General features: G+C 50.1%; 19 protein-coding genes. 12 read left to right on the forward strand and 7 right to left on the reverse strand.

The window, feature by feature from the left end; all coding sequences use genetic code 11:
- From AEST_RS04755 to adk, 8 genes are all read left to right on the forward strand, one after another.
- Window positions 1-320 (forward strand): transposase (locus tag AEST_RS04755; protein ID WP_039925118.1); only part of this gene is annotated, 320 nt, incomplete at its 5' end.
- A 326-nt stretch (window positions 321-646) separates the two neighbouring features.
- The gene (gene apt, locus AEST_RS04760) at window positions 647-1,195 is read left to right on the forward strand and encodes an adenine phosphoribosyltransferase (protein ID WP_008607434.1); all 549 of its coding nucleotides are present in this window, start codon (window positions 647-649) and stop codon (window positions 1,193-1,195) included.
- A gap of 41 nt (window positions 1,196-1,236) precedes the next feature.
- The gene (gene dnaX, locus AEST_RS04765; RefSeq protein ID WP_008607435.1) at window positions 1,237-3,462 is read left to right on the forward strand and encodes a DNA polymerase III subunit gamma/tau; all 2,226 of its coding nucleotides are present in this window, start codon (window positions 1,237-1,239) and stop codon (window positions 3,460-3,462) included.
- 70 nt (window positions 3,463-3,532) lie between these two features.
- Window positions 3,533-3,859, forward strand: coding sequence for a YbaB/EbfC family nucleoid-associated protein (locus tag AEST_RS04770; RefSeq protein ID WP_008607436.1), 327 nt, complete (start codon window positions 3,533-3,535; stop codon window positions 3,857-3,859).
- A 5-nt stretch (window positions 3,860-3,864) separates the two neighbouring features.
- A complete protein-coding gene (recR, locus tag AEST_RS04775) occupies window positions 3,865-4,467 on the forward strand; it encodes a recombination mediator RecR (RefSeq protein ID WP_008607437.1) in 603 nt (200 codons plus the stop codon).
- Window positions 4,468-4,578: 111 nt separating this feature from the next.
- Window positions 4,579-6,510, forward strand: coding sequence for a molecular chaperone HtpG (htpG, locus tag AEST_RS04780; RefSeq protein WP_008607439.1), 1,932 nt, complete (start codon window positions 4,579-4,581; stop codon window positions 6,508-6,510).
- Between the two features lie 147 nt (window positions 6,511-6,657).
- Window positions 6,658-8,586, forward strand: a complete 1,929-nt coding sequence (locus AEST_RS04785) for a methyl-accepting chemotaxis protein (protein WP_008607440.1) — start codon at window positions 6,658-6,660, stop codon at window positions 8,584-8,586.
- A 224-nt stretch (window positions 8,587-8,810) separates the two neighbouring features.
- Window positions 8,811-9,455: an adenylate kinase gene (gene adk, locus AEST_RS04790; RefSeq protein WP_008607441.1), complete on the forward strand. Its 645-nt coding sequence runs from the start codon at window positions 8,811-8,813 to the stop codon at window positions 9,453-9,455.
- A 47-nt stretch (window positions 9,456-9,502) separates the two neighbouring features.
- Here the strand turns inward: adk and tpx are convergent, their stop codons facing one another.
- Window positions 9,503-10,120, reverse strand: coding sequence for a thiol peroxidase (tpx, locus tag AEST_RS04795; RefSeq protein WP_008607442.1), 618 nt, complete (start codon window positions 10,118-10,120; stop codon window positions 9,503-9,505).
- 63 nt (window positions 10,121-10,183) lie between these two features.
- On the opposite strand from tpx, the gene AEST_RS04800 reads away from it, so the two are divergent.
- Both AEST_RS04800 and AEST_RS04805 read left to right on the forward strand, forming a co-directional pair.
- On the forward strand, window positions 10,184-11,200 hold the full coding sequence (locus AEST_RS04800; protein ID WP_008607443.1) for a response regulator: 1,017 nt from the start codon (window positions 10,184-10,186) through the stop codon (window positions 11,198-11,200).
- Window positions 11,197-12,165 (forward strand): sensor domain-containing diguanylate cyclase, encoded by a 969-nt coding sequence (locus AEST_RS04805; RefSeq protein WP_008607444.1) that lies wholly within the window; start codon window positions 11,197-11,199, stop codon window positions 12,163-12,165. Before AEST_RS04800 ends, AEST_RS04805 begins: the two co-directional genes overlap by 4 nt.
- Before the next feature lie 19 nt (window positions 12,166-12,184).
- Here AEST_RS04805 and AEST_RS04810 read toward each other — a convergent pair whose 3' ends face one another.
- From AEST_RS04810 to AEST_RS04825, 4 genes are all read right to left on the reverse strand, one after another.
- Entirely contained in the window at window positions 12,185-13,702 is a 1,518-nt protein-coding gene (locus AEST_RS04810; protein ID WP_008607445.1) for a SpoVR family protein, read from the reverse strand.
- Between the two features lie 14 nt (window positions 13,703-13,716).
- Window positions 13,717-14,982 (reverse strand): YeaH/YhbH family protein, encoded by a 1,266-nt coding sequence (locus tag AEST_RS04815; RefSeq protein ID WP_008607446.1) that lies wholly within the window; start codon window positions 14,980-14,982, stop codon window positions 13,717-13,719.
- Window positions 14,983-14,995: 13 nt separating this feature from the next.
- Window positions 14,996-16,918: a PrkA family serine protein kinase gene (locus AEST_RS04820; RefSeq protein ID WP_008951430.1), complete on the reverse strand. Its 1,923-nt coding sequence runs from the start codon at window positions 16,916-16,918 to the stop codon at window positions 14,996-14,998.
- A gap of 300 nt (window positions 16,919-17,218) precedes the next feature.
- Complete coding sequence (locus AEST_RS04825) at window positions 17,219-17,803, reverse strand: Fe-Mn family superoxide dismutase (protein WP_008607450.1); 585 nt, start codon at window positions 17,801-17,803, stop codon at window positions 17,219-17,221.
- A 227-nt stretch (window positions 17,804-18,030) separates the two neighbouring features.
- On the opposite strand from AEST_RS04825, the gene AEST_RS04830 reads away from it, so the two are divergent.
- Window positions 18,031-18,375, forward strand: coding sequence for a Grx4 family monothiol glutaredoxin (locus AEST_RS04830; protein ID WP_008607452.1), 345 nt, complete (start codon window positions 18,031-18,033; stop codon window positions 18,373-18,375).
- 26 nt (window positions 18,376-18,401) lie between these two features.
- Here the strand turns inward: AEST_RS04830 and rnt are convergent, their stop codons facing one another.
- Window positions 18,402-19,124, reverse strand: coding sequence for a ribonuclease T (rnt, locus tag AEST_RS04835; RefSeq protein WP_008607453.1), 723 nt, complete (start codon window positions 19,122-19,124; stop codon window positions 18,402-18,404).
- A gap of 125 nt (window positions 19,125-19,249) precedes the next feature.
- Between rnt and AEST_RS04840 the strand changes: the two genes are divergently transcribed.
- A complete protein-coding gene (locus tag AEST_RS04840) occupies window positions 19,250-20,131 on the forward strand; it encodes a flagellar protein MotY (protein WP_008607454.1) in 882 nt (293 codons plus the stop codon).
- Window positions 20,132-20,208: 77 nt separating this feature from the next.
- Here the strand turns inward: AEST_RS04840 and AEST_RS04845 are convergent, their stop codons facing one another.
- Window positions 20,209-20,553, reverse strand: a complete 345-nt coding sequence (locus tag AEST_RS04845; protein WP_008607455.1) for a hypothetical protein — start codon at window positions 20,551-20,553, stop codon at window positions 20,209-20,211.
- Window positions 20,554-20,604 lie beyond the last annotated feature (51 nt).

Raw genomic sequence — 20,604 nt, forward strand, 5'->3', positions numbered from 1 at the left:
AATTGCTGGAAAAGCTTAAAGGTCAGTATCGTCGGGCTAAGAGCATTCGGTTAATCGTGGATAATTACATCATCCACAAGAGCAAAAAAACGCAGAAGTGGCTGAGTGACAACCCAAAGTTCAAGTTACTGTTCTTGCCGGTTTATAGCCCATGGCATAACAAAATTGAAAAACTGTGGCATGCACTGCACGAGACGATAACCCGGAATCATCAGTGCAAAAACATGGATGATTTACTGGAGCAGGTTTACTACTTTATGGACACTGCCGCACCGTTTCCGGGCGGCAAACATGGATTAAAACGGGTGTATCACAATTAGGATCAGCTATTTAGTTGCATGCTATGTTGTCAAGTAGAAAGCTTATGTATGCTACTAGGCTTTTCAATGCTGCCAAAATTCATTACCATAGGCGCCGGTTTTGATGTAGATCAACATTTAGGCGGTAAAGCAGTATGGCTGATGAAAACTTTAAAGACAGCTTCGACCTGAAGCAGTTAATATTATTCGTTATTTGTTTCGCTGGCCTGTTATGTCTGGCCCCGATCCTCCGCTGGATCCAGTTACTTTCCTGAAAGTAAGGTTACATCGGGTATGAGCCGCCACCGGGGCGGCTTTTTTGTCGGTATTGATTTAAGGGTATAGAGATGGACTACCAACAGCTTGCTATCGAATTGCAGCAGGTCATTAAAACGGTTGAGAATTATCCAAAGCCGGGCATTACTTTTCGCGATGTGACCAGTCTGATGCAGGATGGCCCCAGCTTTAAAAAAGTGATTGATGCCTTTGTCGCCCGTTATCAGGATGCCGGCATTACCAAAATTATTGGTACTGAATCGCGCGGCTTTATTTTTGGTGCCCCTTTAGCTTATGCGTTGGGAGTAGCCTTTGTACCGGTACGTAAACCGGGCAAGTTACCACGCGAGCGTATTTCACAGGCCTATTCTTTGGAATATGGCGAAGATGCGCTGGAATTACACGCTGATGCTATCGTTGCCGGCGATAAAGTGCTATTGGTCGACGATTTACTGGCCACCGGCGGCACCATTGACGCCACGGTAAAACTGGTACGTCGCTTAGGTGGCACTGTAGCTGATGCCGCCTTTGTGATCGCCTTACCAGAACTGGGTGGCGTTGCACGCTTAGAAAAGCTTGGTTTAACCCTGTGTAGTCTGGTTGAGTATCACGGCGAATAGGGTTAGGCTAGCGTTACTTCGCAACAAGACAGGATGCCGGCATGAGTTATCAGGTTCTGGCCAGGAAATGGCGGCCACGCCAATTTAGTGAACTGGTGGGACAGCAGCATGTGAAAACAGCGCTGGCCAATGCACTCAATAGCGCCCGTTTACATCATGCCTATTTATTTACCGGCACCCGAGGTGTCGGTAAAACCACCATCGCCCGCATTTTCGCCAAAAGTCTGAACTGTGAGACCGGTATTACCGCAACGCCCTGTGGTCAATGTAGCACCTGCTTAGAGATAGATGGCGGTAACTATGTTGATTTAATGGAAATCGACGCCGCATCGCGGACTAAGGTCGAAGATACCCGCGACTTGCTGGACAATGTGCAATATGCACCAAGCCGGGGCCGTTACAAGGTATACCTGATAGACGAAGTGCATATGCTGTCGCGGCACAGCTTTAACGCCTTGTTAAAGACGCTGGAAGAGCCGCCACCGCATGTGAAGTTCTTACTGGCGACCACCGATCCACAAAAGCTGCCGGTTACTGTACTGTCACGTTGTTTGCAGTTTAGTTTAAAGGCCTTAACGGTAGCACAAATTCAGCAGCATCTGGCCACAGTACTGCAGGCCGAGCAACTGCCATTCGATGATGCCGCTTTAGCCCTGCTTGCCAAAGCGGCCAAAGGCAGTTTGCGGGACTCCCTCAGCCTGACCGATCAGGCGATTGCCCTTGGCAATGGTGAGGTGAAGTTACAGTCGGTGCGGGAGATGCTCGGTTTACTGGATACCAGTTGGGCACTGCAGTTATTACAGAGTTTATTCGCTGCTGATCTGGCAGCATTACAGCATAGCCTGCAACAGTTAGTAAGCCAGCAAGCTGACTATCTGCAGGTGCTGGATGATCTACTGGCGCTGCTGCATCTAACGGCCTTAACGCAATTTGAACCTGCTGCTGCCGAACATAGTGACTATGCCGACGCCATTCGCCAGTTTGCGGCCAGTCAGACCCCGGAAGCGCTGCAGCTGTATTATCAGCTGTTGGTGAGTGGGAAAAGAGATTTACCCTATGCACCAGAGCCCGCTATTGGCCTGGAGATGGCGCTGCTTCGTGCTTTAGCCTTTGTGCCGGCGACACAGACCACGCCACCGCAAAAGATGCCAGCTGCCAAGTCAGGCGCGGTACTACCAGCAAATCAACCGGTAGTATCAACGCCGGGTCCGGCAGCAGTAGCGCCAGCCGTTGCTGTAACAGCTGCCATGCCTCAGGAAGGCCCGACCTTGGCACAGGCTGCCGGGGCGCTGCCGCAGCCTGCAGCCGGGACCACAGCGACATCTGCAGCAGCAACAGCAATAACGCCTGAGACGCCGCCAGCCGGGCATACTGGCAATGTTCAGGCCAACATTACAGCAGAGCCGGCGACGCAGATTGATGCCGTAACGGCGCGGATTATGGCCCGACGTGGTTTGGCACTGCCAACAACCAATGCAGCGCAGGAAACGGCAACAAAAAAGTTTGAGCGCCAACCGGCGCCGCAGCAGACAGTCCCATCACTCTCAGCCTCAGTTGCAGCCTCCTCTGCGCCGGTGAGATTGGAAGCCACGACTGTTGCGGTGCCGACAGCCGCCGCGGTAAAGCCTGAATCGGCAGAGCTTGCTTCGCCTCCCGTCGTGATCGCAACAGACGCTGTCGCCGCAGCGGAATATGCTGGTTATACCGCCAGCCAGGCCGAAGTTGATGTTAGCGAGGCGTTTAACGAGCAGCTCGCTGAGCTCAGCAACGACGAGCTGAGTGAGCAAGCGCAGCTGTCAGAAGCCTGGTGGCAACAGCAAAGCTTCGAACCTCTGCCAGCAGCGGATACCGAGTTGCCGGATGAGCAACGCTTTTCGATTCGGTTTGCGGCGCAGGTGGACGCCTGGGCCAGATTGATTGAGCAATTAGAGCTGGGTGGTTTATTACGTCTGTATCTGTTAAATAGTGCGCTCAGCCAGCAAGGGCAGCAGGTATTGCTCACCGTCGCACGGCATCAGCAACATCTGGATAACCCGGCTTTTCGTACTAAATTGTACCAGGCGATTGCGCCGGTATTTCCGGCGGGTTTCGAGCTGGCGATTCAGTATCAGGAGCAGGTGCTAAACACACCACTGGCGATCCAACAGCAGATTGAGCAGGAGCGTAAGGATTACGTTAGCCGGTTGCTGCAGCAGGATCCCAAACTGCAAGAGATCCAACAGCGCTTTGCCGCCGAGTTGCAGCTGGACACGCTGCAGGTGAATTAACCTTGTAATTTTGGCGCTGAATCATTATCTTGTCGCCAGCTTTGTCAGTTCCTAACAGAGAGAGAAAATTATGTTTAAAGGCGGTATGGGCAATATGCTCAAACAAGCACAGGCCATGCAGGAAAAGATGCAAAAGATGCAGGCCGAAATTGCCAATATGGAAGTGACCGGTGAAGCCGGCGCCGGCCTGGTTAAAGTCACCATGACCGGTAATCACAATGTTCGCCGGGTGAGCATTGATGACAGTCTGATGAGTGATGACAAAGAAATGCTGGAAGATCTGATAGCCGCGGCATTAAATGATGCGGTGCGTCGGGTTGAAGAAAACAATAAAGAACAAATGGCAAAAATCACCGGTGGGTTACAATTGCCGCCAGGTATGAAGTTACCTTTCTAAGCATTATGGCTAAGCTCCCGCCGCTGTTACAGCAGTTGATTGATGCACTACGCGTGTTGCCGGGGGTGGGCCCGAAATCGGCCCAACGCATGGCATTACAACTGCTGGAGCGCAATCGCAGTGGCGGGGCCAGGCTTGGGGCGGCTTTAACCGCTGCGATGAACGGCATTGGTCAATGTCAGCAATGCCGCACCTTTAGTGAACAGGCGCTGTGTGCTATTTGCAGCGATCCGCGCCGTGCTGAGGCAGAAACCCTGTGTATTGTCGGGTCAGCAGCCGACCAATTGGCCATCGAGCAAACCGGCCAGTTTCAGGGGCGCTACTTTGTGCTAATGGGCTATTTATCGCCGCTCGATGGCATAGGCCCGGAGCAACTCGGCCTTGATTTACTGGCCAAGCAACTGGCCAGTGGCGGCATCACTGAGGTGATTCTAGCCACCAATCCGACGGTCGAAGGGGAAGCCACGGCATTTTATATTGCTGAGCTGTGTCAGCAATATCAGTGTACCGTCACCCGCCTGGCGCAAGGCTTGCCGGTCGGCGGTGAGCTGGAATATATCGACGGTTCGACCCTGGCGCATGCCTTATCCGGGCGTAAACGTTTTTAATCAGCGCTTTTAATCCACTCTTGAAATCATCCTGAATACCCCCATATCTGGTGCTGTTATCGGCGCGCCGCGCCGTCTTTTTGTCTCGTTATACCTATAGAGGACCCCAAGATGAGTGAGACCACTGCCAACGCTGCTGGCCAGAAGCAAACTCATGGCTTTCAGGCAGAAGTAAAACAACTTTTGCAGCTGATGATCCATTCGCTGTATTCCAACAAAGAAATCTTCCTGCGTGAATTGGTATCCAATGCCTCGGATGCTGCCGACAAACTGCGCTTTTTAGCGTTATCAGACAGTAGCTTATACGGTGATGATGGCGAGTTGCGGGTAAGGATCAGCCTGGATGAGCAGGCGCGTACCCTGACTATCAGCGATAACGGTATTGGTATGGATGAAGCCGATGTTATTGCACACCTGGGTACTATCGCCAAGTCTGGTACTAAAGAGTTCTTTTCACAATTGTCCGGCGATCAAAGCAAAGACTCCAAATTAATCGGTCAGTTTGGTGTTGGCTTCTATTCTGCTTTTATCGTGGCCGATAAAGTCACGGTACGTACCCGCAAAGCCGGTCTGCCAGCAGACAGCGCAGTAGAGTGGGAGTCGGCAGGTGAGGGTGATTACACCATTAGCAAGATCAATAAAGCCAGTCGCGGTACCGAGATCGTGCTGCACCTGCGTGATGGCGAGGATGAGTTCTTAAGTCGCTGGAAAGTCGAAAGTATCGTCACTAAGTATTCAGATCATATCTCGATTCCGGTGGAAATGTGGCAGGAAGGCACGCCGGAGCGTGAAGAAGACGGCGAAAAAATCCCGGCGACCGAAGGTCACTGGCAGGCAGTGAATAAGGCCACAGCACTGTGGACCCGTGATAAGTCAGAAATCACTGATGACGAATACAAAGAGTTCTATAAGCATATTTCCCACGACTGGAGCGAGCCGTTAAGCTGGAGCCATAACAAGGTTGAGGGGAACAACAACTACACCAGCCTGTTGTATGTGCCGAAGAAAGCGCCCTTTGATATGTGGAACCGTGAAGCCAAGCATGGCTTGAAGCTCTATGTTCAGCGCGTCTTTATTATGGATGATGCCGAGCAGTTTATGCCAAGCTACCTGCGCTTTATCAAGGGGGTGTTGGATTCCAGCGATCTGCCGCTGAACGTATCGCGTGAAATTCTGCAGGATACCAAAGTCAGCCAGAGCCTGCGCAAAGGCTGTAGCAGCCGCGCGCTGAAAATGCTGGAGAAGCTGGCGAAAGACAGCGAGCAGTATCAGCTGTTCTGGAATGAGTTTGGTCAGGTGCTAAAAGAGGGCCCGGCAGAAGATTTCGCCAATAAAGAGCAAATTGCCGCCTTGCTGCGTTTCGCCTCTACCCATAATGACAGCAGTGCGCAAAACGTAGCACTGGCCGACTATGTCAGCCGGATGAAAGAAGGCCAGGACGAGATTTATTTCCTGGTCGCGGATAGCCATGAAGCGGCGAAACACAGCCCGCATCTGGAGGTGTTCCGCAAGAAGGGGCTGGAAGTGTTACTGTTATCCGATCGCATCGACGAGTGGCTGATGCAGCATCTGCCGGAATTCGACGGTAAGAAGTTCCGCTCTGTTGCCAAAGGTGGTTTGGACTTGTCGAAACTGGATGACGAGCAAACCAAAGAAGAGCAGAAGAAAACCGAAGAAGCCTTTGCCTCAGTGTTAGAGCGCTTTAAAAAGGCGCTGGGTGAGCAGGTTAAAGATGTTAAGGTTAGCCATCGTTTAACCGACAGTCCGGCCTGTGTGGTGACCGATGAGTTTGATATGAGCACGCAAATGATCAAACTGATGGAGTCAGTTGGGCAGAAGGTGCCGGACGTGAAGCCAATTTTCGAACTTAACCCGGAGCATCAGCTAGTTAAACATGTGGCAGATGAGCCGGATGAAAATCGCTTCCAGCAGTGGGCAGAGGTGTTATTTGAGCAGGCGCTACTGGCTGAACGCGGCAGCCTGAAAAATCCGGCCAGCTTTGTGACCCGCTTAAATAGCCTGTTACTGTCACTGGCAAAGTAACCATAAACTGGCTATTGATAGAGGGGCTGGTATTACCAGCCTCTTTTTTTTGATCTTTCAGCCAAAAAATTATTCTGTATCATCCAATTACTGCAAATTCTCACTATACTTGTTATGACGGCGATAACAATAACAGACAGGTGAGCTATGCAGCAGTTCTGGCAACGCCTAGGTTTTGGCGGTCGTTTAACCCTTAGTATGATTTCTTTGTTTCTGGCAGCGATTCTACTGTTGACCAGCCTACTCTTTGTTCGCTATCAGGACTCGCAAACTGATGGCGTGGTCAGTTCGTTACGCAGTGCCGCCGAGCTGAATGCCGATGCGTTCACCGATTGGTTACTGGTGCGGCAGGATGAAATGCGGCTTCTGGCAACCTTACCCTCAGTACAGCAACTGAATTTACCGCTGGCGTCCGAGCTGATGCAGCAGTTGGCACAGAATAGTGGTTTTTATGACACGATTTTTGTCGTCGGCCCCGACGGCTTAGGTATGGCCGGTGTCAGCTTCGTTAATGGCCAGGCCAAAGTGCTGAGTGAAGCGGAAGCCAACGTCTTTAATGTGGCAGACCGCGCCTGGTTTAAGCAGGCAATCGCTGGTCAGGATACCTTTTCGCAGCCGGTGGTTTCCCGCGCTACCGGCCAAACTGTCAGTACAGTAGCGATCCCGATCCGGCAAAATAATCAGATAGTGGCGGTGATGCGTGGTGCCGTGCAGCTGGAGACGATTTTTCGCAAAGTGAATGAATTAAGCCGTAATGACTATACCGAAATTTATTTGCTGGACACCGAAGGTAAAGCCATTACCACAGCGCCGTCTGTCGCTAAGGATGCTAAGCTGACGACTCAGGCGGCAGAAGCCATTAAACAACAACAAAGCGGCGTTGGGCTCTATCAAAACGCTGCAGCGACGCCGGTGATTGGCAGTTATCAGTTTATGCCGATGTTAGGCTGGAGCCTGGTGCTGGAAAGCCGGCAACAGGAGGCGTTGGCCGAAGTACGGGAAATGTTCTGGACCTTACTGATCGCAGCGGTGGTGGTGCTAGTGCTGGCGACAGTCGTCTGTTTGCTGTTGGTGAAAAAGGTTACCCGTACCCTGGGCGGCGAGCCGGAATATGCCGCTGCGGTAGTACAACGCGTTGCCGAGGGTGATCTGAGTGGCAGTATTAATCTACGTCCAGACGACAGCAGTAGTTTATTAGCCGCCATTGCTCAGATGCAGCAGCGCTTGCGGCAGATGTTGGGGGAGGTCAGTAATTATTCTGATCAGGTCGCTGCCGCATCGACTGAGTTATCGCAGATTAACCAGCAAACCAGTGCCGGGATGCAGCAACAAAATACCGAAATCAGCAGTGCCGCTGTAGCGATGAATGAGATGACCAGCACTCTGGAGGAAGTGTCGCGCAATACCCAGCAGGCCGCAGAAGCGGCAGCCCAGGCCGAGCAGGAAAGCAAAAATGGCCGGCAAATTGTCAGCACAACAATTCGTGAACTAGCCAATTTATCGAAAGAAGTCAGCTCTGCCGCCACGATTATCCGGCTGCTGAAAAAAGACAGCGATCAAATTGGCAATATTTTACAAGTGATTGAGGGTATCGCTGAGCAAACCAACTTGCTGGCGCTCAATGCTGCTATTGAAGCGGCGCGTGCCGGTGAGAGTGGCCGTGGTTTTGCGGTGGTGGCAGATGAAGTAAGGACGCTGGCCAGTCGCACTAAAGATTCAACCACTGAAATTAAGCAGATGATCGATAAGTTGCAGCACGGTACTGATAATGCAGTAAAAGCCACTGATAATAGCGAACAAGCGGCGAAATCGACCGCCGAGCGTGCCGCGGCAGCTGATCAGGCTTTGGCAGCCATTTATGAAGCGGTGGAACTGATTAGTAGTACTACTCACCAGATTGCCACTGCAACCGAACAGCAAACGGTAGTATCAAGAGATATTAATCAAAACTTCCATCGAATCAGTGATGTGGCTTATCAAACCAATGATAATGTCAGTCAATCCGCTCAAGCCAGTGATTCACTGTCTACCCTGGCGGAACAACTGCAGGAGCTGGTACGCCGGTTCAGACTTTAGTCGCAGTAAGACGGCGGTTTCCGGAGGAAAATAGCTGCTTTTTCCCCTTTGCCGCCGTTTCAGGTCCGAGTTGGCTGCTGCGCCAAGGCTATCGACTAAAGGCGAGGATTGGCGCAGTGTCAGGTAGCACCAGTTGACAAATTTCTTGTTTCACCCCGCGCATTATGCAAAGATTAGACCCGGTAAAATTTACAGATTAATCCCAGGATAAGAGGGTAGAGGCTATGCGCATAATTTTGTTGGGCGCCCCGGGTGCCGGTAAGGGAACTCAGGCACAGTTTTTGATGAACAAATACGGTATCCCACAAATTTCCACTGGTGATATGTTACGGGCCGCGATTAAAGAAGGCTCGGAGCTGGGGGTTGCCGCGAAAAAGATTATGGATGCCGGCCAGTTGGTATCGGATGAGCTTATTATTGGTCTGGTAAAAGAACGTGTAGCCAAAGCCGATTGTGCCAAAGGTTTCTTATTAGACGGATTCCCACGCACTATTCCGCAGGCTGATGCGATGCAGGAAGCTGGGATCAAGGTTGATCATGTGATTGAGTTTGATGTACCGGATGATGTGATTGTAGAGCGGATGAGTGGTCGTCGGGTGCATCCGGCATCGGGTCGGGTGTATCACCTGGTTTATAACCCGCCAAAGGTAGCCGGTAAAGACGACGAAACCGGTGAAGACTTAGTGATCCGGGCGGACGATGTCGAAGAAACGGTACGCAAACGGCTGGCCATTTACCATGAACAAACCGAATTATTGGTTGGTTACTATCGTAAGGCGGCTGAGCGGGGTGAAACCCGTTACCATCACCTGGATGGTACCCAGCCGGTTGAGCGTGTCAGTCAGCAGCTTATCTCATTACTGGGCTAAGTGACGGTATGCGATGAAAAAACCCGGTTCTGACCGGGTTTTTTCGTTTAACTGCCAATAGTCTGGCGTAAGACCTGTAATGCGGTGTCGTAATCCGGTTCTTGCGCCAGTTCTGGTACCAGCTGCAGGTAAGCGACCTTACCTTGCTGATTAATGATAATGATTGCCCGGGTTAATAGGCCCATATCTTTAATTAACAAACCATAACTGCTGCCAAAGTCTCGCCACACTGCGTCCGACAGGACTGCCATGTTATTTACCTGCTCTTGCTCGCAGAAGCGCTTCTGTGCAAAGGGTAAATCCGTACTGATGGTCAACAACTGGACGGAGTCGGGTAACTTAGCGACTTCTTCATTAAAACGTTTTGTCTGTAATGAGCAAATGCCAGTATCAATACTTGGCACTATGCTAAGCATTAAGGTTTTACCCTGAAAGTCAGATAAGCGGACTGGCTTAAAACTATTGTCCACAACTTTGAAATCTGGGGCCTGTTGACCCACTTTCAATTCATCGCCAAGCAAGACAATTTGTTGGCCACCCGCTTTAACATCACTGATCCTCGCTGGTAGGTTTGCTGTAATATCAATAGCTTGCGAGGTAAAGGCCGCAGCTGCCAGTATCAGCGTAAATAGTATCTTGGTATTATTTTTTCTTTTTTTAAACATTTTGCTGCTCCAAAAGTCAATCAACGTTATGATAGGGTCAGACCGCATTAAGGCAAGAAAGTTATGATCCCTGCTGTATTAATTTGCGATGACTCCAACCTGGCCAGAAAACAACTGGCCCGGATTTTACCACATGATTGGCAGAGCACCATTCGCTTCGCCGGACATGGTGCGGAGGCCTTGGCAACACTGAAGAAGTACGCATTTGACTGGTTATTTCTTGATTTGAATATGCCCGTAATGGACGGTTATCAGGTGCTGGCTGAGCTGCAAAAACTCAAGTTACCGCTACAAATTGTTGTGGTTTCAGGCGATATCCAGCCTGAGGCTTATGACAGGGTGATGGCTCTGGGTGCTAAGGCGTTTCTAAAAAAGCCAGTAGATAGTGCACAGCTTGCAGCATTATTGCAGACAACGGTCGCTGTCAACCCAAAAGTTGCAGTACCGACTCCGCCTGTTATCGAAGAGTTAACGCAACTGGATGCAGAATTACGCGATGTCTTTCAGGAAGTTGCTAACGTTGCCATGGGTCAAGCCGGAGATTTATTAGCGCGTTTGTTGAATGTGTTTGTCAAATTACCGATCCCGAATGTCAATTTAATCGAAGTTAGTGAATTGACGATGGCATTGGCTTCAGTTGCACCCGATAGTCAAACGTCGGGGATTTGTCAGGGCTTTATCGGTAGCGGTATTGCTGGCGAAGCATTATTGATTTTGACAGACTCCAGTTTTGCCGATATAGCACGTTTGTTAAATTATCAGGGTGAGCTGGATACTGCAGCTGAATTAGAATTGCTGATGGATGTCGCTAATATTTTGATTGGTGCAGTGTTAAAAGGTATAGCGGAACAACTGGATATAAGCTTCAGCCAGGGACACCCTGTGGTATTAGGGCAACATGCACCCGTTACCGAACTGATTAAAGCTAATGCTAAACGCTGGCGGCGGACTCTAACGATAGAGTTAAGTTATGGGATTGAAGGTTTTCATATTCATTGTGATTTGCTCTTGTTGTTTACCGAAGACAGTTTAAAAACTTTTCGTTATAAACTGGCATTTTTAATGGATGATGCAGAATGACCATAGAAGAGCTTGGCGCTTCCGAACTTCATTGGCTAATGGATATGTTGCAAACCGTCGACGTCGGTCTGGTCGTGGTAGATACCTCATATCGGATCCAACTCTGGAATGGTTTTATGGAAAACCACAGTGGTTTACTTCCACGGCAAGTCCGCAACAGACAGTTGTTTGATTTATTCTCTGAAATTGATGAAGACTGGCTGCGCCGCAAATGTGAGCCAGTTTTTCTGCTGAAGAACCGTGCTTTTACCATTTGGGAGCAACGACCCTATATTTTCCGCTTTAAGAACTATCGCTCAATCACCGGGCACGCGGACTATATGTATCAAAACAGCACCATCTTTCCATTAACAGATAGTCGTGGTCAGGTCAGTCACCTATGTTTCATTATCTATGATGTGACCGATGCCGCCGTGAGTAAACTGGAATTACAGTCAATGAATGGCCAATTGCGCCAGTTGTCGACGACGGACTATCTGACCCAGATGCGAAATCGTGGAAATTGGGAAGAAAGTTTGAAATTAGAATTTAACCGTTTGCAGCGCTATTCGCAGCACACCAGTAGCCTGATCATGTGTGATATTGATCACTTTAAGCGGATTAATGATACCTATGGCCATGCTGCAGGCGATATAGTAATCAAAGCTGTAGCCGAAGTGATTCGCAAGAGTTTACGCAGCACTGATTTACCTGGTCGTTATGGTGGTGAAGAGTTTGCGCTTCTATTGCTGGATACCACAGCGGATCAAGCAAGCTACTTGGCTGAACGAATTAGACGCAAAGTGGAGCAATTAGAACTCAGTTTTCAATCTCACACGATCAAATTAACAATGAGTTTTGGTTTAGCGGAGCGCGCGATAACTATGCAGGATTATTTGCAGTGGCTAGATGCTGCGGATAAAGCGCTGTACCACTCAAAAGCAGCAGGTCGGAATCAGGTTACTCGCTTCCATGACATCTTATAGCCGAAAACGCACTGTTCCGTCAGGGGTGATGTGGTGTCGGACAGCGTGCCAGCACACTGAGTTGGTTATTATGATCGAGTTGCTCAAGTACGACTTCAAAGCCCCACAGCCGGTGTAAATGCCGCATCAACTGTTCAATAGCACCGCCCAATGGGATCTTATTGTGCGGGGTATAGCGCAGCGTTAAAGCCCGATCACTGCTGATATTCACTTGCTGCACCTGAATATTTGGCTCCAGCTGGCTCAGATTATATTGCGCCGACAGCATTTGCCGGATCTGTTGATAACCTTCGGCATTATGGATCGCACTGACTTCCAGGCTGCTGTCCTGGCTATCGTCAGTAATGGCAAACAGATGAAAATCCCGGATCACCTTAGGTGACAGATACTGGCTGATAAAGCTCTCATCTTTAAAGTTTTGCATTGCAAAATGCAGGCTTTCCAGCCAGTCGCTGCCGGCCAGTTGCGGAAACCATTCACGATCCTCGGCTGTGGGCTGTTCACAGATGCGCCGCAGATCAGTAAAGATAGCAAAACCCAGTGCATAGGGGTTAATGCCGGAATAGTGTTTACTGTTGTAAGGCGGTTGCAATACTACGCTGGTGTGGCTGTGTAACACTTCCAGCATAAAGCGATCACTGACCCGGCCTTCATCATACAAATGTTGCAGCAAGGTATAATGCCAAAACGTTGCCCAGCCTTCGTTCATCACCTGGGTTTGTTTTTGCGGGTAAAAGTACTGCGAAATCTTGCGTACGATACGCACCAGTTCACGCTGCCAGGGTTTTAATAGCGGGGCGTTCTTTTCGATAAAGTACAGGATATTTTCCTGTGGTTCGGCTGGAAAACGCGCTTCGGTCGGATTACTGTTGGCCTTTGCCGGTAGCGTGCGCCAGAGTTCATTGACCTGGGATTGCAAAAAAGCTTCCCGTTCCTGCTGTCGGCGCTGCTCTTCGGCCATCGAGATCTTCTGTGGTCTTTTGTAGCGATCTACACCATAGTTCATCAGCGCATGGCAGGAGTCGAGAAAATCCTCTACCTCGCCAATACCATATTTTTCCTCACACTGGCTGACATAGTTTTTCGCGAACACCAGATAATCGATAATGGAGCTGGCATCGGTCCAGGTGCGGAATAAATAGTTGTTTTTGAAAAACGAATTATGACCATAACAGGCATGGGCCATCACCAGTGCCTGCATTGGCAAGGTGTTTTCTTCCATCAGGTAGGCAATGCAGGGATCGGAGTTAATAACGATTTCATAGGCCAGCCCCATATAGCCTCTTTTGTATTGTTGCTCACTTTGGATAAATTTCTTACCAAAAGACCAGTGATGATAACCAATCGGCATGCCGATACTGGAATAGGCATCCAGCATCTGCTCGGCGCTGATTACCTCGATTTGATTGGGGTAGGTGTCCAGCTGATAATAGGCCGCGACCCGGGCAATCTCCTGCTGATACTGGGTTAACAGTTCGAAACTCCAGTCTGGCCCGTCTGGCAGACAAGGCCCTTTGCTTAAGGCGACACTACGCATTTTGCCTCCCTTGATCAGGCTGCCTGTTTTTTAAATAGCTCCCGGAATACCGGGTAGATATCGCTCACCTCACGGATATGCTGCAGCGCCAGCTTGGGCTGACTTGCCCGCAGGCGTTCATATTGCTCCCACAGTGACTGATGTGCCCGTGGTGTAATTTCGATATAGGCGTAATAACGTACCGCTGGCAGGATCTGTTTACTTAGCAATTCGGCACAAAGCGGACTGTCTTCTGCCCAGTTATCGCCATCTGAAGCCTGGGCGGCGTAAATATTCCACTCTTGCGGATTAAAGCGCTTGGCAATGATTTCCTGCATCAATTTTAAGGCCGAGGAAACAATGGTACCGCCGGTTTCCTGGGAGTAAAAAAACTCCTGCTCATCCACTTCCTTAGCTTGCGTGTGGTGACGGATATAGACCACTTCAACATTTTTATAGCTGCGGCTTAAGAACAGGTACAGCAGAATATAAAAGCGTTTAGCCATCTCTTTGGTAGCCTGGTCCATTGAGCCAGAGACATCCATCAGACAAAACATCACCGCCTTACTGGTTGGCTCTGGTTTTTTCTGATAGTTACGAAAGCGCAGGTCAAAGCTATCAATAAAAGGTACTGCCGCAAGTCGCTGTTTTAGTTCACTGATCCGCTCCAATAGCGCGCGTCGTGCCAGTTCATCTGGCACTGCGGCCAGTTCCAGCTCGGCCAATTCAGCCTCGGCTTGCCTTAACTGTTGCTTTTTATCCGCTGACATGGCGATGCGGCGCGCTAGCGAACCACGTAACGAGCGCACGATATCAATATTGGCGGGTACCCCCTCGGCCCGGTAACCTGCGCGAACCGTTTTATACTGCACCAGTTTATCCAGTTGATTATGTTTTAAATCCGGTAGTGCCAGATCTTCAAACAACAGGTCGAGATATTCGTCCTTGGAAATGGCAAACACAAAGTCATCGCTACCTTCACCATCGGCGCTGGCATCACCTTTGCCACTGCCACCCGCACCGCCTTGTGGTCTTGGAATGCGATCGCCGGGGCTAAACTGGTCGTTGCCCGGATGCACCCGTTGCTTTACACCGCCCTGGCCCTGATGAAAAAACGGCTCAGTAATATCACGTGCCGGAATACTGATGCTCTCGCCGCTGCTCAAGTCCGTTACGCTGCGCTTACTGATGGCGTCCGATACGGCCTGTTTAATCTGCTGTTTATAGCGCCGGATAAAGCGCTGGCGATTTACCGCGCTTTTATTCTTACCATTTAAACGGCGATCGATAAAATGCGCCATACACCCTCCGGAGCTACTGTGATTTACGTACCCGTAAATACCATTCCGACAGCAGCCGGACTTGTTTACGGGTATAGCCTTTCTCCATCATCCGGTTAACAAAGTCGTCGTGTTTTTTCTGATCCTCGGTACTGGTTTTGGCATTAAAGGAAATGACAGGTAACAGTTCTTCGGTGCTGGAAAACATTTTTTTCTCTATCACCGTGCGTAGTTTTTCGTAACTGGTCCACAGCGGATTCTTGCCATTGTTTTTGGCCTTGGCCCGCAGCACAAAATTGACTATTTCGTTGCGGAAATCTTTTGGATTGCTGATGCCGGCTGGCTTTTCAATTTTCTCCAGTTCGGCATTCAGCGCGGCACGGTCAAACAGTTGACCGGTTTCCGGATCCCGGTATTCCTGATCCTGGATCCAGAAATCGGCATAGATAACATAGCGATCAAAGATGTTTTGCCCATACTCCGAATAGGATTCCAGATAAGCGGTTTGAATTTCTTTACCAATAAATTCGACATATTTCGGGATCAGATAGCCTTTCAGGTGCTCCAGATAGCGTTCTGCGGTGTCTGCCGGAAATTGCTCCCGTTCAATTTGCTGTTCCAACACATAAAACAGGTGTACCGGGTTGGCGGCAACTTCGGTCGAGTCAAAATTAAAAACCCGTGACAGGATCTTAAAGGCGAAGCGGGTCGATAAACCGGTCATACCCTCATCGACACCGGCAAAGTCGCGGTACTCCTGATAGGACTTGGCTTTAGGATCGGTATCTTTCAAGCTTTCGCCGTCATACACCCGCATTTTGGAGTAGATACTGGAGTTTTCCGGCGTTTTCAGTCTGGATAATACCGCAAACTGCGCCAGCGAGCTCAGGGTACCGGGGGCACAAGGCGCCTGACTGAGTTCGCTATGCTCCAGCAGTTTCTGGTAAATTTTCATTTCTTCACTGGCGCGCAAACAATAAGGCACTTTGACAATATAGACCCGGTCCAGGAAGGCTTCGTTGTTCTTATTGTTGCGGAAGGTCTGCCATTCGGATTCGTTACTGTGTGCCAGAATAATGCCATCAAACGGCAGGGCTGCCAGCCCTTCGGTGCCATTGTAGTTACCTTCCTGGGTCGCGGTCAGCAGTGGATGCAGCACCTTAATTGGCGCTTTGAACATCTCCACAAATTCCATCAGGCCCTGATTGGCACGGCAAAGCGCACCGGAATAGCTGTAGGCATCGGGATCGTTTTGGGCAAAGTGCTCCAGCTTACGGATATCGACCTTACCCACCAGGGCGGCAATATCCTGATTGTTTTCATCTCCCGGTTCAGTTTTGGCGATGGCGAGTTGATCCAGAATAGAGGGGTTGCGTTTCACCACCCGGAATTGACTGATATCGCCATTGAATTCATGCAATCTTTTACTGGCCCAGGGTGACATAATGGCGCGCAGATAGCGTTTGGGGATGCCATATTCCTGCTCCAGCAGGGCGCCATCCTCCGCTGCATCGAACAGACACAGCGGGTGGTCCTGTACCGGCGAGCCCTTCAGGTAATAAATCGGGACTTGCTGCATCAGGGCTTTCAGCTTTTCGGCCAGCGACGATTTACCGCCACCCACAGGCCCCAGTAAATAGAGGATTTGTTTGCGCTCTTCCAGTCCTTGCGCCGCATGCTTGAGATAGGAAACGATTTGTTCGATGGCCTCTTCCATACCGTAAAATTCATGGAAGGCAGGGTAGCGGGCGATCAGGCGGTTTGAAAACAGGCGGCTGAGCTTAGAGTCCTGCGAAGTATCAATCAGCTCGGGTTCGCCAATCGCCTGCAGCAGACGTTCAGCGGCACTGCTGTAGCAGCTTTTGTCTTTTTTACACAGCTGCAGAAACTCCTGCAGGCTCATTTCCTCTTCTTTGGTGGTTTCGTACCTGGTTCTGAAATGCTCAAAGATCCCCATAAATACCTCCAGCCCATCGTCCGGCATGACAACTTTTACGCTAGTTGGGCAGCCGTATTAGTTACCCGTATTGGCAGCTAACGCCCAAGCTACTCACTTTAAAGGTAGACACTAAAGCGCTGTTTTGCCCAATGTTTCAGTAAAAAATCGTTACTGGGTAATGGTACGCTTTGTCTCGATAAAGGGTTCAGTTGCTTTTTTGAGCTAAAGTGTTGGTAAAAGGTTCAGCCCGAACGGGGCAGGAGCGCAGATAAAAAAATACCCGGCAGTGGCCGGGTATCAGAGGCAGGAATTGCAGCGTTACTTAGCGAAGTTCGCTGCAGCAAATTCCCAGTTCGCCAGGGCCCAGAATGCATCCAGGTAAGTTGGGCGGGCATTGCGGTAGTCGATGTAGTAAGCGTGTTCCCACAGGTCAACTGTGATAATTGGCGTTACTGCAGCGTCCTGAATTGGTGTGCCGGCGTTGCTGGTATTGACAATATCCAGGCTGCCATCAGCCTTTTTCACTAACCAGGTCCAGCTGGAACCGAAGTTATTGACCGCTTTGTCATTAAAGGCAGCTTTAAAGGCATCGAAAGAGCCCCACTTGGCGTTGATGGCATCGGCCAGGGCGCCAGTTGGTTGTCCGCCACCATTTGGTGATAAGCAGTGCCAATAGAACGTATGGTTCCACACCTGAGCTGCGTTGTTAAATACGCCACCTTCGCTGTTACGGATAATTTCTTCTAATGACTGGCTGGCAAAAGGCGTGCCTTCAATCAGACCATTCAGCTTAACGACGTAGGTGTTGTGGTGCTTACCGTGGTGATATTCCAGGGTTTCAGCAGAAATATGCGGCACTAAAGCATCTTTTGCGTATGGTAAGGCGGGTAATTCAAAGGCCATTGTAGCTCTCCGTTCGTTGTTTAAAGTGTCTGCATGGCGTAGACTACAAAACCTGACTAAAATACTCAAGTTTTATACCTGCCGGCCTGCGTTTGCCTGCAATCATTATAGCCGCAGGCGCTGTTGTTGGTTCAGACAATATTGGGCACTTTCTGCAAATCTCAAGTGCGGGCGAGGGGCAGAAGGAGTAAAATAGGCCAACTTTCATCTTAATCCGAGAGGTAGTAATGGAAACGTTAGACAAAATCAAACAACAAATCGCCGACAACCCGATCCTGTTGTATATGAAGGGTTCGCCAAAATTCCCCAGTTGTGGCTTTTCGGCTCAGGCGTCACAAGCGCTGATTGCCTGTGGTGAGCAGTTTGCCTTTGTCGACATTCTGCAGCATCCGGATATCCGGGCCGAGCTGCCAAAATACGCCAATTGGCCGACTTTCCCGCAGCTGTGGGTAGAAGGCGAGCTGATTGGTGGTTGTGATATCGTGCTGGAAATGTTTCAGCGCGGTGAGTTACAACCGCTGATCAAAGCCACGGCTGAAAAGTTTAAAACCGAACAGCCAGCGGCGGAATAAACCTTCAGTAAGACACGGCAGATCCTTTATGCCGTGTCTTCAGTCTCTTCGTCCTGTTCCTCATCGGCCGGTAGCGCATTGCTTAGTGGCCAGCCTCCCAGTTGCTGCCATTTATTCACGATGTAACAGAACAGCTCCGCGGTACGCTCGGTGTCATACAGAGCGCTATGGGCTTCTTTGGCATTAAAGGCAATTCCCGCCTGTTGGCAGGCTTTGGCCAGGACCGTTTGCCCCAGCGCCAGCGCCGCCAGGCTGGTGGTATCAAACGAAACAAAAGCATGAAACGGCGAGCGTTTATAATTTAAGCGGCTGATGGCGGCATTAAAAAAGCCTTGGTCAAAAGCCGAATTATGCGCGACCAGCACAGAGCGCTGACAGCCGGCGTCTTTTTGGGCTTTGCGCACGGCCTTACAAATTTCAGTAATGGCCTCGCGCTCAGGCACGGCACCGCGCAGCGGGTTAAAGGGATCGATGCCGTTAAATGCCAGTGAGCTGGCGTCCAGATTGGCGCCGGCAAAAGGGTCAACATGAAAATGCAGGGTTTTGCCGGGCTTTAACTGGCCCTCGGCGTCCATTTCCAGCAGATTTACCGCAATTTCGAGCAAGGCATCGGTTTTTGGATTAAAGCCTGCCGTTTCGACGTCGATAACAACAGGGTAGTAGCCGCGAAAACGCCGGGCTAACAGGGAAGCGCTTTTAGTTGCGCCTGCAGCCGTAGCCTTTGTTGCAGCAGAAGGTGTTGAGGTCATAGAGTCACCGTAGCAGTCAGAGGCCGGCATTATGCCAAAAAAAATGCGACAGGTCTTGTTTTGGGCATAATGCTTGCTATGGTCGTTAGGACGCTGGAGTTTTTTTGCAAACAATGGGGCAGTACATGCGGGCGATAACGCTAATCTTTAGTATCAGTGCAGTTTTGACGGCAGGCCAGCTGGCAGCAACTCCCAGCCAGTGGCGTCAATATTCTGCCACTATTGAGCAATCGCGTTGGCAACTAAGTAGTAATACGCCTCTGCAATGCCAGTTGGAGCATGAGATCCCGAATTTTGGTAAGGCGGTGTTTCGCAGTGCTGCCGGTAAAAGTCTGAATATGGACTTTGAATTACAAATGCTGCGCCGGCCTGATAGTTATGGCTTAGCGGAGGTACTGTCAGTACCCCCGCAGTGGCGTGCCGGCGAAAAAACCAAAACCCTGGCCAGTATGCGACTGTTAAAGCAGTTTAATGGTGATTTACCGAAGAAAACCGCCTGGACCTTGCTGACCGAACTGGAGCAGGGTTTTAGTCCGACCTTTTATTATAGTGATTGGTACAGCCCCTATGATAAGGTGGTGGCGGCTCTGAATCCGGTGCAATTTCCAACTCAGTATCAGGCCTTTAGCCACTGTATCGCCGGTTTGTTACCCTATAACTTTGAAGATATTGCGTTTACGGTATTAAGTTATGAGAGCGGTGGTGATCAACTAACCCGAGAATCACGTCGTCGTTTAAGCCAGATCGCGGAGTATCTGAAGTACGATCAGGAAATTGAGTCGATTGATCTGCAGGGCTATACCGACAGCTTTGGCGGACGTTGGATGAACGAGCAGTTATCGGTACAGCGGGCGCAGAAAATTAAAGATTTCTTAGTTGCTGCCGGCGTCGCGCCAGAAAAAGTGCAGATTGAAGGCTTTGGCGAGCGTCGTCATGCCGCGCCGAACGACAGTGCTCTGGGGCGGGCAGTTAACCGCCGTTTAGTATTGCAAATGGCAAAGCCCTAAGGCGTGTTAACCTTGGCAACAATATTAAGCTGCAAGCGTCAATAAGCCCTGATGCAGGCTTAGACCTTACCGTCTGTTTAACGTCGCTCCACCATCAAGGATACATCGCGCCAGCCATTGCGCTCGGCGATAATCACCCGGATTTGCTCACCGTTACGCGGAAAATTTAGCTGTAGCTGACCCGCCACGACTTTTTGCTGGCTTGGTTGCCCGAGATGTTGCAGGTAAAAGCTGAGTAATTCTTGCTGACTGGCGCGGCTGTAAAAGTGCAGCACGGCCGGCAGCTTTTGTTCCAGTCTCAGCTGTTCACGGGCATCCGCTGGTAGTGGGATACGCTGAAACTCAGCTGCCTGCGTCATTCCGATATTGAGCAGGCTGCTTGCCAATACCAGCACGGCTAAACCTAACTTACGACCAGACATAGCAATTCCTTGATTAGTTTCCTGTAATAAAAACTCTAGCAAATAATTGGG

Origin of the sequence: Alishewanella aestuarii B11 (assembly GCF_000280055.1) — a bacterium.
In the GTDB taxonomy this organism is placed as follows: Bacteria; Pseudomonadota; Gammaproteobacteria; order Enterobacterales; family Alteromonadaceae; genus Alishewanella; species Alishewanella aestuarii.

Bases quoted from the DNA above. Each gene is read 5' to 3' on its own strand.
- AEST_RS04845 (WP_008607455.1), bottom strand. From the start codon at position 20,553: ATGTCTGGTCGTAAGTTAGGTTTAGCCGTGCTGGTATTGGCAAGCAGC.
- AEST_RS04770 (WP_008607436.1), top strand. From the start codon at position 3,533: ATGTTTAAAGGCGGTATGGGCAATATGCTCAAACAAGCACAGGCCATG.
- AEST_RS04820 (WP_008951430.1), bottom strand. From the start codon at position 16,918: ATGGGGATCTTTGAGCATTTCAGAACCAGGTACGAAACCACCAAAGAA.
- AEST_RS04815 (WP_008607446.1), bottom strand. From the start codon at position 14,982: ATGGCGCATTTTATCGATCGCCGTTTAAATGGTAAGAATAAAAGCGCG.
- AEST_RS04810 (WP_008607445.1), bottom strand. From the start codon at position 13,702: ATGCGTAGTGTCGCCTTAAGCAAAGGGCCTTGTCTGCCAGACGGGCCA.
- dnaX (WP_008607435.1), top strand. From the start codon at position 1,237: ATGAGTTATCAGGTTCTGGCCAGGAAATGGCGGCCACGCCAATTTAGT.
- AEST_RS04800 (WP_008607443.1), top strand. From the start codon at position 10,184: ATGATCCCTGCTGTATTAATTTGCGATGACTCCAACCTGGCCAGAAAA.
- recR (WP_008607437.1), top strand. From the start codon at position 3,865: ATGGCTAAGCTCCCGCCGCTGTTACAGCAGTTGATTGATGCACTACGC.
- AEST_RS04805 (WP_008607444.1), top strand. From the start codon at position 11,197: ATGACCATAGAAGAGCTTGGCGCTTCCGAACTTCATTGGCTAATGGAT.
- AEST_RS04830 (WP_008607452.1), top strand. From the start codon at position 18,031: ATGGAAACGTTAGACAAAATCAAACAACAAATCGCCGACAACCCGATC.
- AEST_RS04840 (WP_008607454.1), top strand. From the start codon at position 19,250: ATGCGGGCGATAACGCTAATCTTTAGTATCAGTGCAGTTTTGACGGCA.
- htpG (WP_008607439.1), top strand. From the start codon at position 4,579: ATGAGTGAGACCACTGCCAACGCTGCTGGCCAGAAGCAAACTCATGGC.
- rnt (WP_008607453.1), bottom strand. From the start codon at position 19,124: ATGACCTCAACACCTTCTGCTGCAACAAAGGCTACGGCTGCAGGCGCA.
- adk (WP_008607441.1), top strand. From the start codon at position 8,811: ATGCGCATAATTTTGTTGGGCGCCCCGGGTGCCGGTAAGGGAACTCAG.
- AEST_RS04825 (WP_008607450.1), bottom strand. From the start codon at position 17,803: ATGGCCTTTGAATTACCCGCCTTACCATACGCAAAAGATGCTTTAGTG.
- apt (WP_008607434.1), top strand. From the start codon at position 647: ATGGACTACCAACAGCTTGCTATCGAATTGCAGCAGGTCATTAAAACG.
- tpx (WP_008607442.1), bottom strand. From the start codon at position 10,120: ATGTTTAAAAAAAGAAAAAATAATACCAAGATACTATTTACGCTGATA.
- AEST_RS04785 (WP_008607440.1), top strand. From the start codon at position 6,658: ATGCAGCAGTTCTGGCAACGCCTAGGTTTTGGCGGTCGTTTAACCCTT.